At 58.4% G+C, this 15,514-nt stretch carries 20 protein-coding genes; 14 read left to right on the plus strand and 6 right to left on the minus strand.

Going from position 1 to position 15,514, the window contains the following annotated elements:
- Positions 1–56: 56 nt before the first annotated feature.
- Together A0J57_RS10460 and A0J57_RS10465 are read left to right on the plus strand one after the other, a co-directional pair.
- The gene (locus A0J57_RS10460) at positions 57–1,058 is read left to right on the plus strand and encodes a hypothetical protein (protein WP_062017155.1); all 1,002 of its coding nucleotides are present in this window, start codon (positions 57–59) and stop codon (positions 1,056–1,058) included.
- Positions 1,058–2,299, plus strand: a complete 1,242-nt coding sequence (locus A0J57_RS10465; RefSeq protein WP_064232640.1) for an MBL fold metallo-hydrolase — start codon at positions 1,058–1,060, stop codon at positions 2,297–2,299. Before A0J57_RS10460 ends, A0J57_RS10465 begins: the two co-directional genes overlap by 1 nt.
- A gap of 68 nt (positions 2,300–2,367) precedes the next feature.
- Here A0J57_RS10465 and A0J57_RS10470 read toward each other — a convergent pair whose 3' ends face one another.
- The gene (locus A0J57_RS10470; RefSeq protein WP_062017158.1) at positions 2,368–2,937 is read right to left on the minus strand and encodes a hypothetical protein; all 570 of its coding nucleotides are present in this window, start codon (positions 2,935–2,937) and stop codon (positions 2,368–2,370) included.
- A gap of 373 nt (positions 2,938–3,310) precedes the next feature.
- On the opposite strand from A0J57_RS10470, the gene A0J57_RS10475 reads away from it, so the two are divergent.
- The 9 genes from A0J57_RS10475 (at position 3,311) to A0J57_RS10510 (ending at position 9,153) form a co-directional block, all read left to right on the plus strand.
- Positions 3,311–4,651, plus strand: a complete 1,341-nt coding sequence (locus A0J57_RS10475) for an anti-phage deoxyguanosine triphosphatase (protein WP_062017159.1) — start codon at positions 3,311–3,313, stop codon at positions 4,649–4,651.
- A gap of 178 nt (positions 4,652–4,829) precedes the next feature.
- Entirely contained in the window at positions 4,830–5,342 is a 513-nt protein-coding gene (locus A0J57_RS10480) for a hypothetical protein (protein WP_082921984.1), read from the plus strand.
- Positions 5,343–5,473: 131 nt separating this feature from the next.
- Positions 5,474–5,743 (plus strand): hypothetical protein, encoded by a 270-nt coding sequence (locus A0J57_RS26350; RefSeq protein ID WP_062017162.1) that lies wholly within the window; start codon positions 5,474–5,476, stop codon positions 5,741–5,743.
- Positions 5,700–6,182 (plus strand): PIN domain-containing protein, encoded by a 483-nt coding sequence (locus A0J57_RS10490; RefSeq protein ID WP_161942145.1) that lies wholly within the window; start codon positions 5,700–5,702, stop codon positions 6,180–6,182. Before A0J57_RS26350 ends, A0J57_RS10490 begins: the two co-directional genes overlap by 44 nt.
- Positions 6,183–6,460: 278 nt before the next feature.
- Positions 6,461–6,649: a hypothetical protein gene (locus tag A0J57_RS10495; protein WP_062017168.1), complete on the plus strand. Its 189-nt coding sequence runs from the start codon at positions 6,461–6,463 to the stop codon at positions 6,647–6,649.
- Between the two features lie 123 nt (positions 6,650–6,772).
- Entirely contained in the window at positions 6,773–7,393 is a 621-nt protein-coding gene (locus A0J57_RS25280; RefSeq protein WP_076605740.1) for a hypothetical protein, read from the plus strand.
- A gap of 28 nt (positions 7,394–7,421) precedes the next feature.
- A complete protein-coding gene (locus tag A0J57_RS10505; RefSeq protein ID WP_062017174.1) occupies positions 7,422–7,814 on the plus strand; it encodes a heavy metal-binding domain-containing protein in 393 nt (130 codons plus the stop codon).
- Between the two features lie 22 nt (positions 7,815–7,836).
- Positions 7,837–8,382 (plus strand): hypothetical protein, encoded by a 546-nt coding sequence (locus A0J57_RS25945; RefSeq protein WP_153023166.1) that lies wholly within the window; start codon positions 7,837–7,839, stop codon positions 8,380–8,382.
- Positions 8,383–8,454: 72 nt separating this feature from the next.
- Complete coding sequence (locus A0J57_RS10510; RefSeq protein WP_062017177.1) at positions 8,455–9,153, plus strand: HEPN domain-containing protein; 699 nt, start codon at positions 8,455–8,457, stop codon at positions 9,151–9,153.
- A 90-nt stretch (positions 9,154–9,243) separates the two neighbouring features.
- On the opposite strand, the gene A0J57_RS10515 is transcribed toward A0J57_RS10510, so the two are convergent.
- From A0J57_RS10515 to A0J57_RS10525, 5 genes are all read right to left on the minus strand, one after another.
- Entirely contained in the window at positions 9,244–9,981 is a 738-nt protein-coding gene (locus A0J57_RS10515; RefSeq protein ID WP_062017180.1) for a hypothetical protein, read from the minus strand.
- Between the two features lies 1 nt (position 9,982).
- The gene (locus A0J57_RS25285) at positions 9,983–10,222 is read right to left on the minus strand and encodes a DNA translocase FtsK (RefSeq protein ID WP_076605741.1); all 240 of its coding nucleotides are present in this window, start codon (positions 10,220–10,222) and stop codon (positions 9,983–9,985) included.
- A gap of 11 nt (positions 10,223–10,233) precedes the next feature.
- Complete coding sequence (locus A0J57_RS26355; protein WP_020819325.1) at positions 10,234–10,392, minus strand: hypothetical protein; 159 nt, start codon at positions 10,390–10,392, stop codon at positions 10,234–10,236.
- Entirely contained in the window at positions 10,392–10,739 is a 348-nt protein-coding gene (locus tag A0J57_RS10520) for a thermonuclease family protein (RefSeq protein WP_020819326.1), read from the minus strand. The genes A0J57_RS26355 and A0J57_RS10520 overlap by 1 nt, the downstream gene beginning before the upstream one ends.
- A gap of 113 nt (positions 10,740–10,852) precedes the next feature.
- Entirely contained in the window at positions 10,853–11,101 is a 249-nt protein-coding gene (locus tag A0J57_RS10525; protein WP_062017183.1) for a hypothetical protein, read from the minus strand.
- A gap of 171 nt (positions 11,102–11,272) precedes the next feature.
- Between A0J57_RS10525 and A0J57_RS10530 the strand changes: the two genes are divergently transcribed.
- The 3 genes from A0J57_RS10530 to A0J57_RS26595 all read left to right on the plus strand — a co-directional run bounded on the left by A0J57_RS10530 (position 11,273) and on the right by A0J57_RS26595 (position 15,487).
- Positions 11,273–12,757: an ADP-ribosylglycohydrolase family protein gene (locus tag A0J57_RS10530; RefSeq protein WP_062017186.1), complete on the plus strand. Its 1,485-nt coding sequence runs from the start codon at positions 11,273–11,275 to the stop codon at positions 12,755–12,757.
- 136 nt (positions 12,758–12,893) lie between these two features.
- Positions 12,894–13,934 carry a YafY family protein gene (locus A0J57_RS10535; protein WP_062017189.1) on the plus strand — a complete coding sequence of 347 codons (1,041 nt, stop codon included), beginning with the start codon at positions 12,894–12,896 and terminating at the stop codon, positions 13,932–13,934.
- 65 nt (positions 13,935–13,999) lie between these two features.
- Positions 14,000–15,487 carry a DUF2779 domain-containing protein gene (locus tag A0J57_RS26595; RefSeq protein ID WP_062017192.1) on the plus strand — a complete coding sequence of 496 codons (1,488 nt, stop codon included), beginning with the start codon at positions 14,000–14,002 and terminating at the stop codon, positions 15,485–15,487.
- Positions 15,488–15,514 lie beyond the last annotated feature (27 nt).

Consider the following 15,514-nt stretch of genomic DNA (forward strand, 5'->3'; position numbering starts at 1 on the left):
CTGAAGCAATGATCTCCATGACCAAATCTGTCGCAACTGATGAGTAGAGAGCCTGCATGCCACTTTTTGAACGCAAATTCGACGTCGATGTCCTGCGCAACTACCGGGAAGTCCCCGTCATCAAAGCCCTGTTCGACCGCTGGGTGCTGCCGGGCGAAGATGCGGGTCCACATGGACTACGCGTTGCGGTGCGCAATGGATATTTGAATTTTTATGTAAAGGGCCAGTCCGTAGCCAAGCTAAGCATACGTTCCGGCTCACCTCGTTTCGAAGTCCACGACAAATATGTGGCGGGCGTCGTTAAAGGGCACGAAGACGAGAGCAAATATGCTCAGAAATATACGTCCTTCTCGCTCGGTCGTGGGACGGCGACACCCATGATGGACGTCGCTAAATGGGTTCACGCCGCCGAAACCTATGCAGGTGACGAGAAGCGTTTTGTAGATGATTTAGTGGCCGTCACTGCGGGCACGCTGGACCTGGAAATGGCTCTTCCTGCTCGTCCCGATGCCACCGGTAGAGTCGCACCCCGCATGGATCTAGTGGTGGCGCAGGGTCAGGACATCGGGTTCTGGGAAGCCAAATGCGCCGTGAACGGTGAACTACGGTCCGACCACAATAAACCAGCGGCACCACACGTGGTGGATCAGCTCCGCAAATATGTGGGTTGGATGGATCACGACGGCGGTCCCAGCGAGGTGCGCTCAGCCTATTCCGAAGCTGCACGGATCCTTCTCGCCCTAGCCGAAATGTTCGGCAAGACCGGCCCGGCCATCGCAGCTTGGCAGACATTTGCCGACGCCGGCGATGCAGCATCCGTGATCCTTCCTCCCGGAGTGGTCGTCGGCAATTACTGTTCGCCCCGAGCCGATGGAGTGCCGCGCAGTACAGAGATGGAGCGCTATTTGGCCCATGCAAATTCCTTCGTGCAAAACGAGCACGAGGCGCGTCTCTCTCGATTTGGTATCAAAGTCGTTCCAATTGGCTGCAAGCCAACGGCATCATGCCTTGGCGTTTTGGACCAAGGCAGTATCCCGGAACTGGAACCGCGCCCCTGATGCTTGAGGTGATTGTCCATCGCGGCACACGCGCGATCGGCGGCTCGTGCATCGAACTCGTCGCCTCAGGAGGCGAGCGCTTGATCCTGGATGCCGGCCGGCCGCTCGACGCACCGCGCGAGGCGAGCGGCCTCCTACCCCAGACACTCGATCGCTACGGTCCCGCCACCGTTCTGTTCAGCCACGCGCACATGGATCACTGGGGCCTGATCGACGAACTGCCCGCGCATTGGCCCCTTTGGACCGGTGAAAAAGCAGCGGAGTTGATGCGGCTTACTTCTGGTCTGTTCGGGACGCCGCTTTCCCGTTCGATCTCCACGTGGCGGGCTAGGTCATGTCCTCTTGCCCTCGGCGCATTCTCGGTGACACCTTTCCTCACCGACCATAGCGCCGCTGACGCATACATGCTCCTGATCGAAGCAGAGGGCCGCCGCATACTCTATTCAGGAGATTTTCGCTGCCACGGGCGTAAGGCCGCACTCGTTGAGGCGATGATCGCAAATCCGCCCCGAGATGTGGACGCACTGATCATCGAAGGCACGAACCTGGGAACCCACAAGCCTGTCGTCACCGAGGCAGAGCTGGAACAGGATTTTACCCAGCTTGCTCAGGAGGTGCAGGGACACATCTTCGTAAACTGGTCCGCACAGAATCTCGACCGAACAGTCACATTGTTCCGCGCCGCGAAACGCACCGGGCGTTCCCTGGTGGTGGACCTCTATGGCGCAGACGTACTGCAACGGATTGCACCTGGCACGGGGATCCCCTTCCCCGGCGATCCGCGATTCCCCGAGTTGCAGGTAATCATTACCGGCTCAGGAAAACGCCTCTATGCAAGGCAAGGTCGCGATGACTGGGTCGACGCTCTTGCTCGGAAACCATATGCCACCTCCCGCAAGCGTCTATCAGGCGGTCGCGCAATAGTTATGACGCGGGACTCCATGGTGGCGGAGTTCGCGCGCGGCGGCCTCGGCTTCACAGAGCGCGATGCATACGTCTTCTCTAACTGGCGCGGCTACTTGGATGAAGCCGCGGGTTGGGGTCGTGCCCGGCAGGCCGGTGCGAAGGCACTGCACCTCCACACCAGCGGCCACGCCAGCCCTTCCGACATCGCGCGCTTTGCCAAAGCGGTAAACCCGCGCGCCCTGGTCCCAGTCCACGGTTTGTCATGGGATGCACCCGGCATCGACCTTCCGCCTATCCAGCGCCTTGCCGATGGGGAACACTGGCTGGTGCCGTAACTACAGTGGTCCCGACGCCAAAGACCGGCCGCATCAGGCGTAATGTTTGATCGCGAAATGCTTAGTCATCACGCCATCTCTGGAGTCAGCTCTGAAAGGATAGCTGCGAACGCCTGCTCGACGCCCTCACCACCCATCACCTCATCAATCAAAATTTCCCTAAACTGCTGGATAGCAGAGGGCATCCGAGCGCGATTGGCCGAGTAATAGTCCCATACGATTTGCACGGCCGTCCCGCGATCACGTTTCGCTTTGCGTTCATTGGCTCTGCGCCATTCTCCCAACTGCATGAAAAATGCGGGTTCCACATTTTTCCAGTCGAAAGCAGCGACCTTCGCCTGTTCAGCCTCGGGATTCGGAAAAACGTCAGCAGGCAGGTTGGTCCGCGGTTGCACCACGAGGCAGGTGAGGTCCGGATAGCCAAGGGGCGCTGTAAACGCACGTACTGTAGCCAACCGGCGACCGAGCCCGACTGGCACTTGTTTTTGAATCGCCGCACTGTCTGGATGGCACAGTTTCGCGCGCTCAATCAACTGAAGACAAGTAAGCATCTCCCCGTCCCGTGCCGCTTCAACCAGCACAGGATACAGGATTCCCGCAATCTCGATATCGACCGGGGTGATATTACGCTGCGTCAATTTCGAACTTCTCCTGCCAATGCCCACGGGCTGCCTGCCCTATGCATCGATCCCAAGGGGCGCTGAGGGATGATATCTGATTGCACGACAAAATTGGTCGCGTCGAGCCGATCCCTGCCGTTCCAGAAGTCACCATTCCGCAGTCGTTACGTTCTAAGTTCTTAATTTTTTGTGGAAGCGTCGCCCGCAACATCTTCCTTCCAACCAGCACCGCATAAGCGGGCTCTTTGATCCGTGGTGAGGTTTGAGGATAGGACTCCCCCTCTTGCGACGTTCATTCAGCAGCTGCGCGTCATTGGCGAAACAGCGTCGGTTCCCGCACTCCATTCTCCATGCTAGCGGGCAGATATTGCGCTGAGGAACTGGAGACATAATGAGCTGGCTTGATCGCAGAACACCAGAGTTGCGAAAGTCTTTCGATGCGCGGTCTGAGGGCGACGTGGATTATGGCCGCGTCGTTCACTCAGCCTCCTTTCGGCGGCTGCAGGGTAAGACCCAAATCCTCAACCTAGGGGAAAGCGATTTCTACCGCACTCGCCTCACGCATTCGCTTGAAGTCGCGCAGATCGCTGGCGGGTTAGCCAAACAGTTGGTCCATAATCTGCCCGGCCATCCGGCCCTCGAGCACCTTCCCGAACATGCGCTCCTTCAGGCGATCGCCTGCACCCATGATCTGGGGCATCCTCCATTCGGCCATGGCGGCGAAATTGCCCTCAACTACTGCATGAGAGATCATGGCGGCTTTGAAGGGAACGGCCAAACGCTTCGGATTCTATCGCGCTTGGAGAAATTTTCTGAGGTTGCGGGTTCGAACCTGACGCGCGAAACGCTGCTCGGCGTTCTCAAATATCCCGCGCCGTTCAGCGAAGTGGCCAACCCAGACCTCCGTCCGGGAATGTTAGCAGATACAAGCGGCACGCCGCTGCTTGATCGCAAGGTATCCGAGCCTCCGAAATGCTTCATGGATAGCGAACAGGATGTCGTGGACTGGATCCTCTCCCCGCTCTCCAAGAGCGATCAGGATGCTTTCCGCCAGTTTGACATTCGAGCAGGTAGGCATGCCAAGGCACGTCATAAATCCCTCGCTTGCTCGATCATGGACCTTGCAGATGACATCAGCTTCGGCATCCACGACCTAGAGGACGCGCTCGAGCTCAGACTGATAGATCAAAAGCAGTTTCAAACGCACGTACCCGCCGCGGCCTGCCAGGGCCTACTTGACTATCTTAGCAGCCAATATCGCGGGCAGTATGGCAACGACGTATATGGGGGCCTACTCGATCGCCTATTTGGTGACGGCAACGACCGCAAACACCAGATCAACCGGATCCTCAACTTCGTCATCCCGAGCATCCAGATCCGCGACGAAGCCGAATTTGAGGAGCCGAGGCTTCGGTATCGTGCGGAGGTCCCAAAACCCGTAGCGGATTTCCTGACAGCGGTAACGAACCTGGTTTACGAGGAAGTCATTTGTAGCCCCAGCGTCCAGCATCTCGAGTTCAAAGGGCAGATGATGGTAATCGCCGTATTCGAGGTCATGAAGTCTGAGCCCAAGAGGTTCCTGCCCGGCGATGCGTACGCCAAACTCGCCAGCGCTTCCGATCCGATGAGGATCATCTGTGATTATGTTTCAGGCATGACGGATTCCCACCTGCTGCGAACCTATGAACGCCTTTTCGCACCGCGGATGGGATCGGTTTTTGACAAGCTTTGAAATGCTGAAGGTGTCCCTCAGCTGTTACGGCGCGGATCTGAGCTAACCAAGTGCAGGCGGCTTGCATATCAGCATCTCAGAAGGCGGGTGGTCAAGATCGAGATCCAACTGCAAGTCTTGTGACCGATTTTGACGCAGCGTCATGTCATCAGACTCCGAACAACGGCGGGGAGCAGGTGTGGCGGAACGCGAGAATGATCTTCTAGCCTGGGTGGGCGCGGGCGTCGCCTTCGCGTTAATGATGCAGGTAGCCCCTTTCCGTTGGGCCGTTTACGCGCTCGTCGCATGGCTGGGATTTCTAGCGTTTCAAGATTGGTGGAGCGAACATGAGCTACCCGCAAGCTCTCCCATCGCAGAATGGACAATCAAGGAGCAGGCTCTTCAATCCAACGCTGACGATCAGCAGCTTCGCTATTCCGTGAAAGGATGGTTTCAAAACCATGGGAGGGAGGCACTCGAAAGCGCGGCTCTGGTCGGTCGCCTTTACGAATGCGACACACCCGACCAGCCGATCGGCCGGTGCACTCCGGTCAGCGAAAGCCATGATAATCTGTCGCTCGACCTGAAGCCGGGCTTCCGCACGCATTTTACGGTATATCCCCAATTCAGCGGCGCAGGAGGACCTCATCCACGCGTGGTTTGGAAGATGCGAAACATCATTGCAGATAATGATTGGAAACTGGACCAGTGAAGTCGATTCCCGCAAGTCCTCTTTTCTACCAGGATGAAACGACGGTGTCAGATTCCAGGGCTAGCCAAAACAGAATTTTGATAGCCCGCCGAGCGTCGACATGATATATCTGTGTCGCAAAGGAGTCGGTCATGGGTCGTGCCGAAAATATCCAGCTCAACGTCCGCTCGGCTTTTGCGCGCGATCGGGTCCATGCGCTTACGAAGCTCACCGGCATGACGGCCAGTGAGGTGATCGAGGACGCGCTGCGAGGTTATGTCCCGCCAGGTATTCCAGCCAATACCGGCAAGCTGGTGCGGCGCGGCGCGCTGCTGGTTCGTCCGGCGAGCGGCAAGCCCGTCAGCCTCGAAAGCGCCAATGAGGCTCTCGATCGATCCCGTGAACATGACATTGACGATTGACGCGCTGATCGACGGCAATGTGATTATAGCGGCGTTGGCAGGCGATCATGAGCATCATGCTTCGTCGGCCGACCTGTTCGACGCTGGTCGCGGTCATGTGCTGGGCGTTGCCGCACACAGCTATGCCGAAGTCTATAGCACCCTGACCCGTCGCGGCACACACGCGCCATTTCGTTTCACGGCAGAGGAAGCCTGGGCCGCGCTTGAAAGCGTGAGAACCGTCACCCACTTGATCGGCTTGACCCCGGCGCAGACGTTCGACACGGTGCGCAGCTATGCAGCCGATGGCGGGATCGGGGCTCGCCTCTACGATCGAATGATCGGCCAAACAGCGGTGGTACACGGTGTCCCAACGATCGTGACCTGGAACATCGGTCATATGCGCGGCCTATTCCCGACGCTCGATGTCCGCACCCCTCGCGATTTTCCGAGGGCATGACAGCTTCAATCCGCTCGAAATCCAGCGTTTATATGACGACTAGGCCACCGCCCCAGCTATTAGTCTGATCGAAATATCTCCATACAATAAGGCTCACGTCAAAACGGGATATGTCGTACGCGGCTGCTGGATAACTTTGGAGTGCTGATCGCGGGTATCGCACTTGTACTTACCGCCTACGGCTACGGTATCCTTGGCGAGCACCGCTATCGCTAGAAGATGACGGTGGAAGTCCAGACGCCGTCCGGCGTTAAGAGCTAATCCAGGAGAGCGATAGGATGACCAACGATCATATCGCACTGGGCGCAGCCATGATGCTGTTGAGGAGACATGGTAACCAAGCGCCGGTCAAAGTAGCCGAGCGGATCGGCGAACTTGCTGTCGAAGCTGATTGGGAAGGGTTGTCCTTCTGGAAGCTGATAGCATCCAAAATGGACCAAATACTTCGACCAGACTCAATTCAGTAAAACCGTCGGCCCACAAGGTTTTTCAATCCCTGTGGCCAGTCGCTTGACATCCCGACCGGCGCTCTGCAACACGTTGACTGGCCTTGGGGAAGGCCAAATATGGGGGTAAAATCAATGAGATTGATGTATGTTGCGCTCGCGTGCGCAATCGCGTCGTCAACGCCTGCACATGCTCAGGTTCAGGCGCCTGCACTCGCTGTCGGACCGACGGCCAACAATGTTCTCCGCACTGGCACTGAAATCCAACTCAAGATGGAAGAACCCCTGACGACCGAAGGCAAGAAACTTCGGGTAGGTCAGCACTTCAGGCTCTCCGTGATCGAGCCGGTTTCTGTTGGGGGACAGGTCGTCATTCCGGTCGGTTCGCCAGCCGTCGGTGAAATCACCGAGGTTCGTAATAAAGGGATGTGGGGCAAGTCTGGCCATTTGACCGCCTCGCTCCTCAATGTGAGCGTGAACGGGCGTCAGATCCGGCTGACCGGCACGTTTGATGATAAAGGCGTTACCGGAACGGCAGGCGTCGTAGCTGCTGTCGCTTTCGTTCCTGTCGTTGGATTTTTCACCACAGGAACAAGCGCCAAAATCGCTGCGGGATCGCAGGTCAAGGGCTTCATCGGTGAAGACGTGCCTTTGGTCTTCGCCGCGGCTGCGCCTTCTGAACCTGTGACCGTTCCCATTGCAGCTTCCTCATCTGTTGCAACCGCAATTCAGCCAGGTTCGGCAGTAGCTCCTGCCGCGAAGTAAGCCGGCTCCAACGGGGAAAGTACAATTTATGCGTTTCGTTCTGATTGCCGCCCTCTCGATGGGTATTGCAGCGCCTGCCTTTAGCCAAGCGCCGCAAACCCAGCCGCTCATGAACGAGGAAGTCGGCGTACCCGTTTTCCCATATGACATCACTGACCGCCCTTATGAGGTCCTGGGAGAGGTCAAGGCAGGTGTCCGCAAAGCGACGGTTTTCAGCAAGTCGCCCTCGCAAGACAAAATCTACAAGGAACTTTGGGAACGCGCGCAGAAGCTCGGTGCTGATGCCGTGGTCAAAGCGCAATATGGCGATGCTCACGTGTCGGCATTCAGCTGGGGCAAGGCAAATGCGACTGGCACGGCGGTCCGCTTCTTGCCGGCCAGCGGCACCACCGCGGCAGTTACCGCTGCGGGCTCTCACTAACCCAATGTTGCGCGCAGCCTTTATGGCAGGACTTCTCCTAGTCGGCAGCCCGTTGGCGGCCGCACAGGACGTCACTTCAGAAGCCTCGGTCGTCCCGGCCTCATTCCATCCACGTTGGGTAAAAGGGACGGACATCGAACTGATGGTTGTTCGGGAAGTGAACAGCCGATCAGCGAAAGCCGGCGAGCGCTTCCGGCTGCGCGTCAACTCACCCGTGACAGTTGACGGGACAATCGCAATCCCGATCGGATCTGTCGCTTGGGGCGAAATCGTTTCCGTCTCGGGCACCAGCGCGGCGGGAGGAAAAGGCCAACTGAGCCTGCGCTTGATCCACGTCGACACGCAATGGGGGCCGGTCGCGTTGACTGGTACAAAGGGCGCTGAAGGAGCCTCAAACACAGGCGGAGTCATTTTGGGCGTGTTAGGCTTTGGTCTCCTCGGCCTCCTTAACAAAGGCGGCAATGCAACCTTCAAGGCGGGCGATATTATTCATGGATATATCGCAGATGGCGAAGAGCCTGCGGCCCCTCCTCTCTTGATCTCGAACCAAGACGGTCCTCATTCATGATAAATGTTGGCCGGTTGCGCGATCTTTACATCGTAGAACTATCTTAGACATCTGAAACAGAGAAGCTGAGCAATGTCTTTCCGCTACCCATCTTCTAGTCCGCTTCATCCTGAGGCGCTCAAGCGGAAGCAACGTAGCCTTCGCGACAGCTTCGCCATGCCTCTTACGCTTCGCGTTCACCGAGCACTTTCCTGGCTGCGCCGTGCAGAAGCCGACGAGGGCGATGAAGATGTGCGCTTCATACTGCTTTGGATCGGGTTTAACGCAGCGTACGCAGGCGACGTTAGCCTAGCGTTGGGTGGAGAGAGTCAGCGCGAGCGCGATGCCTTCGCGCGCTTTTTCTCCACTTTGGTTGGCTTTGACAGCAAACATCGAATTTATGACCTGGTCTGGCAGCGCTTCAGTCAAGAAATTAGGCTGCTGCTAGACAACCGCTATGTCTTCGCGCCCTTCTGGCATCATCACAATGAGGTTGCCGGTTTCGAGGATTGGAGCGGAATGCTGGAACGGGAGCGCGTTGCTACGGCGAACGCCCTTCGTCGCCACGACACCGCCACCTTGCTGTCGATATTGTTTGGACGCCTGTACGTCCTGCGAAACCAATTGGTCCACGGAGGGGCAACCTGGAATAGCGAGGTCAACCGCACTCAAGTTCGAGATTGCGGCGCCTTGCTGGGCTCCCTTCTGCCCCTGTTTATCGACCTGATGATGGACAACGCGGATCATGAATGGCCGATGCCGCACTACCCGGTGGTCGATTCACCGGCTTGACGGCTCGGGGCCGTGCCGGACTTCAATGTCTTAAGCATCAGCGTCGTTGACGTGCAGCATGCCACAAAGTCAAAACCCGCCGCCGCACCATCAGGACGCGTCGCGTGCCGTCCGACTTGCAATATGGGTTCGGATAACGTGCCAACTGTTGCGAAGCTGACGGCGGCGACTGTCGACTTCCTCGCGCGCGCGTTGCGCGATCCGTTCAAGATCAACGACCAGTTCACTAGCGAGACTGCTCCGCTCTGAATGGTCGGCGTCCTTCATGAGTGCTGCTGCCGTTGAAACCGCGTCGGGCACAGTGCGCGAGATAAATGTCGAACAATCGACGACGCTCCATTCGACCGAGCCCCCAGCTGCCAATTCCAACACTTGAGCGCAGCGGCGCCTAGCTGCAGAAAGACGCTGGGCGTATTCCGGTGCAAGCTCTCCCGCCATTTTCCATGCCTCAGCAACGCGGGGATCCGCCTCAGGCTTGATCGCTTCCTCGACGATCGAGGAGGACTTCGCCCGATCGTCTTCTACAGTGGGCAGCGGACGAGCGGCGCGTATGTCGCGAAATCCGAATTTCCTCAGACACAGGACGAAGGCTGCGATCGCGACACTCACAACCGCGATTCCGAACCAGTCACCCACGACGGCGATAGGCAGAACAAAGAACGCAACGAGGCCAGCCAATCCCGCCAACAGCGCCGCTCCCGCCACCTTCACTGAGATATAGGCGAGTTTGACAATGCTCTGCAAAATCTTAAACGCCGCATTCCAAGCCAAGCGCAGAAAAACGGCACCGGTGATCAACAAGAAGGCAATTAAAATTAGCCGCACCAACTCATTTCTCCGAGACAAATACACCTGATGCAACCGTTCTCGCGCCGCGTTTGTCTGGTGCACTCACCAATCCGGCCCCTTCCAACTCCTGCATTATGCGGCGTGCATAGGCATATTGAATACCCAACTCTCGGGCCAATCGGTTTGTCGAACCGGAACGCGATTTTGTGACCAGATAGCGAGCCATCGCGATGCGATTAGCATGCATGACCGCGCTATCGCATTGGCTGTCGCCCTTCATCCCGTTCCCTCTCAACCGAAGAGACCAAAGAGCCACCTGACGCCCGATACCAACATCATGCCCGTGCCCAGCAGGATAAGCCCTCCAATAATGATTGCTTCCAAAGCCACTAGATAAGGGAATGCAGGACCATCCGCCTCTGTACCCTTCTCATCCCAGCGACGAGCCATCACCTGCACTCCCGCGCCAGTTCGAGCCCATTGTCCCACTTCCTCATGTAAACCGCCTGCCCGCGGCCGATCTGCTCACAGGCAACATTCACGCCGTTCACATAAACGTGCGCGAGAGTACGACCATAACGGTCGTGTCCGACGCGGCGAATGCTGAGGGATCCGTTCATCAGATTTTGTAGGCTGCGTTTGCTCGCCTGGCCATCGCCGGGAGCACAGGCGCGGCCCGCCGGACACCCATGTATCTCAGGGGCATCGATACCGACCAGACGCACGCGTTCTCCGTCCAAGCGCAGGGTATCGCCGTCAACAACGGTTACAGCCGCGAGCAGGAATATTCCAAACATGTTAGGTTCCGTTCAGCGTTTCTCGATCACCCCGCAGCCTCTACTGAGGTGGGGCTGACCAATGGCAGGTTGAGACCGTCTCGCCATTGGCAGGCTTCCGGTCCAGACGAGGTTTACTGACCCGACCTGACGTTCTTCGCCAACACGGAAATCGCGCCACCGATCAGCAAGCCGGCTCCAACCGTAACGAACGGGACGACCGCAGCGATAGCCGCGCCGGCCGCAGCGCCGGTGATGGCCGTGCGCCCCATCTCCGTTTCCCAAGCCTTCTTCACCCCATCGACAGTCTTCTCGCCAATTTTCTGGCCGACCTTTGCGGCGCTGGCTCCTGCCTCTTTCACCCTATCTCGATCAATCTTCATGATATTTCCCCCTCTGATGCTTTCACCACCCTATCGTGACTGCTGGGTCAAGACAGTTTGGCCTCATGTAGGCCACGGAGAGGAAGGTACGACCGCATCTGTCAGATTCGGTCGTAGTAGCTCTGACCAACGCCAAGCTGGCGTCATCACGGATCGCTAGAAAGGACAAGAATGGAACAAAGAGACGCCGCCCCTGCCCCCCGCACCAGTTCGAGCCATCCGCTGCAAATCGCTTTCGTCCCAACACGCGACAACGGCGGCAGAATAGGAATCACATTCTGCCCGGGAAAAAAGCAGCATGATGCACTAACGGGTACGTGGGACCGCGACCTTTGCGTCGATCTAGACGCCATTCAAGCTAGCGGAGCGGCGGCGGTCGTTTCTCTCATCGAGCCCTCAGAACTCCAGAGCCTCGGCGTGGATCGGCTCGGCGAGGAAGTACGCGCGCGTCACATGGACTGGTTCCATCTGCCCATTGCTGACGTGAGCATACCGGGCTCGCCGTTCGAGCAGGAATGGGCCACCATCGGCCCCAATCTGCGCTCAAGGCTACGCCAGGGCTTCGACATAGTGATACATTGCAAGGGCGGCTTGGGACGCGCTGGCATGATAGCCGCCCGCTTGCTGATCGAGATGGGAACCGAGCCCAGGGGTGCCATCGAGCAAGTGCGGATGGTTCGTCCTGGAGCAATCGAAACCCATGAGCAGCTCACCTACGTCCAGCAGAAAGTCGCTGTCGCTGAGGTGCGCCCCGCCAATACGCCCGGGGCCACGCGTGATCGAGGCCGAGGCGCCTTGATCGGATTGGCAGTCGGCGACGCGCTGGGAACGACATTGGAGTTTGCGCGCCGGGATAGCTATCCTGTTCTGACCGACATGATCGGTGGCGGCCCATTCGGCCTGAAGCCCGGCGAATGGACGGACGACACGTCAATGGCGCTCGCCTTGGCGGACAGCCTCATATCCTGCAGCGGCATGGATGAAGCGGATCTGATGAAGCGCTTTGTCGCATGGCGCGATGAGGGAGCCTATTCATCAAACGGGCACTGCTTCGACATCGGCATGACCGTCGGTGCGGCATTGGCCAAATGGGAGCGATCAGGGAACCCCATCGCCGGATCGACAGACCCTACGACTGCAGGGAACGGGAGCCTGATGCGCTTGGCGCCAATCGCTCTGCGGTATCATGACGACATCCCTTCCCTCGAAGAAGCAGCTGCACGTCAAAGCCGTGTCACGCATGGCGCGCCTGAGGCCGTAGATGCCTGCGGCATCTACGGGCGAATGATCGCGATGGCGATTGCGGGCAAGACCCTCGACGATGTTCTCAGCATCCCCACAGCAAGCATAACTGGGAGAATCTCCGATATCGTTGGTGGATCCTGGCGAGGAAAGCCGAGGCGGGATATTCGCGCGTCGGGCTATGTGGCCCATTCGCTTGAAGCGGCACTCTGGTGCATCGGCCGCACCGGCAATTTCGCCGAGGCTGTCCTTACTGCCGCCAATCTCGGTGAGGACGCTGACACGACGGCTGCTATCACGGGTCAACTGGCGGGCGCGCTCTATGGCGAGAACGGCATCCCCGAAGCTTGGCGAAACCGGATCGTCGGATATGAACGCATCGGCGCAATGGCAGATCAGCTCCTCTCTCGGTAGGTCCTCAGAGCCAGCGCAGCTCCGCCAGTCCACAACGCCGCAGCTCGACGAGTCGCGGGCCTCAATTTCCGCCTTTAGGCTCTTGAAAAAACGACGGGTGCGGTCGTAGTTGGACACAAATGGGGGGTAGTGCAGCATGACCGATCGTATGGCCAAACTGGATCGATTGTTAGCGCTCGTGCACGCGCTATCGGAATCGACAGAAGGCCTGACGCTCGATGAGATGGCGGAAACGCTCGGCGTCAATCGCAGGACCGCCGAGCGCATGCGCGACGTCATCGCTCGGCACTTTGACCTTGAGGAAGTGACAGAAGATCGCCGAAAGCGCTTTCTCATCCGGGACAGCCTTCGCCGCGTTTATACCCGCCCCACTGCCGCTGAAGTCGCAGCACTACAGGCCGAGGTGGATGGACGACGAGAAGCTGGCCAGACGGTTCGTGCCGACCAATTGGCGAACCTTCTGGCAAAGGTGAAAGGGGCGTTCGATGATCGCGAGAAGCGCCGCATTGATCCTGATCTAGAAGCGCTCACTCGGCTCCAGCGGACGATGGTCACCGCGGGCCCTGTTGCGACCGTGCCCCCCGAGACAATCGCAACCGTCCAAGCTGCGATATTGTCCGGTAGCTGCCTCGAATTCAGCTATGCCGCGGTTCAGCAGCAGGAGCCGCGCTGGCGACGGGTCATTCCCTACGGAATCGTTCACGGCCCCCTGTCGTACTTGGTCGGAAAGATGCCCGACCGCGAAAATGATCCGGTCTATTATCGACTGGATCGTATGATCGATCCTCGCCTCAGCGAAAAGCTCGGCTGCGCCCCAGATGACTGGGACATCGACGCCTGGCTAGCCGACAGTTTCGCTGTCTGGCGAGATGAGAAGCAAGACGTCGTGCTTCGCGTCCACGCATCGGCCGCCTCGCGAGCGCGAGAATGGCGCTTCCATCGCCATCAGCAAATAGAAGAACTTGAGAATGGAGAGCTTCTCATACGCTTCACCAGCGGCGGCATGCGGGAGCTGGCGGAGCACCTATTCACTTGGGGCAATGAGCTCGTCATCGAGCAGCCTGATGCCCTGATTGAGATGATGCGCCAGCGCATCGTGGCTGCGTTGACGATGTTGCCGTCTCAGGCCCAGCCATCCGAAGCGACCATTTCTGTCGCATCGACTGTGCATGGTTGAACCATGACGATTATCTCTCCAAAATTCTTCCTCCCCCTCCTCAACCTCATCATGAGGGTGGCAGCATGAGCGTCTCACCGCGCCCGCATGGTCTGTCCAAATCGAGGATCACCTACTTCGAGCAATGCCCGAAGCGGCTATGGCTATCGGTTCATCGCCCTGAACTCGCGGAAGACGATGAGGGCGCAGAAGCCCGGTTTGCTGCCGGGCACGAGGTTGGCGCGGCTGCCTGCTCGCTCTTGCCGGGCGGTGTCATGGTGGAGGCTGAACCCGATCTGTCCGCTGCGTTGGCGACGACAAAGGCTTTGCTGGAAAACGGTCACGAGGATCCGATCTTCGAAGCCACCTTTCAGCATGATGGCGTTCTGGTGCGGGTCGATATTCTCGAGCCAAATGGCCTTGGTGGCTGGCACATGGCTGAGGTCAAAAGTTCGACGAAGCCCAAGGACTATCACGCCAATGATCTGGCTACGCAGGTCTGGGTCGCCCGTGAAGCCGGCGTGCAAATCGATAGCGCAGCGATCCGCCATCTGGACTCCGACTTCGTCCTCAAAAATGAAGGTTCGCTCGAGGGGCTGTTTTTCGACAGCGACCTGACTTCAAACATCGAGGATCGCGTCGAAACGCGAGCCGCAGTGGTGGCAGCTGCACGCGAAACGCTCACTGGCAGCGAGCCCACCGTCCTTCCTGGCCCACATTGTAACGGGCTCCCGTGCAATTTCGCCACATATTGCGAAGCAGCGCTTCCTCCCGGCCCGGAATGGCCTGTGACCGTGCTTCCATACGGGGGCGGCAATCAGTGGCTAAAGCGCGGGGTCGAGGATCTTTTCGAGGTCGACCCTGCGGCGCTGACCAAACCGACCCATCAACGGGTGTTTCAAGCCACTTTTACCGGCGAACCCGATCACAATGTGGAAGGGGCCAGATCCGCCATGGCGGATTGGGCCTTCCCTCGAACGTGGTTGGACTTTGAGACGATCGCTTTCGCCATTCCTCGCTGGGTGGGTACCCGCCCCTATCAACAGGTGCCATTCCAGTTTTCCGCTCATGTCGAAGCGGAGGATGGAAGCCTTCAGCACCATGAATTCCTCAGCCTAGACGGGACGGACCCCCGCAGGGCCTGTGCCGAAGCGCTGGTGACGATGATCCCCAGGTCGGGCGCGGTAGTCGCTTACAACGCTAGCTTTGAAAAGGGACGCCTTCGCGAACTTGCTGACTTTTCCCCTGATCTGGCGGACGATCTCAATTCGATCATTGAGCGGGTCGTTGACCTTTTGCCGGTCACGCGCGCCAACTGGTATCACCGTGACCAGCGCGGCAGTTGGTCGATCAAGGCCGTTCTGCCCACAGTGGCCCCAGATCTTGATTATTCAGAGCTGGAGGTCAAAGACGGCGGGAACGCCCAAGCCGCCTATCTGGAGGCCATTTCCCCCGCAACGACGGAAGACCGCCGAGCGGCGCTCGATACGGCGCTACGAGCCTATTGCGGGCGAGACACAGAAGCCATGATCGTCCTTGCCAGACACCTCTGCCAGAGCGGAGATGGCTGCTAAGCCAACGCTGGCCATCTCCCCCCGCGA

The sequence above is a fragment of the Sphingobium sp. 22B genome, assembly GCF_001580035.1.
GTDB classification, from domain to species: domain Bacteria; phylum Pseudomonadota; class Alphaproteobacteria; order Sphingomonadales; family Sphingomonadaceae; genus Sphingobium; species Sphingobium fuliginis.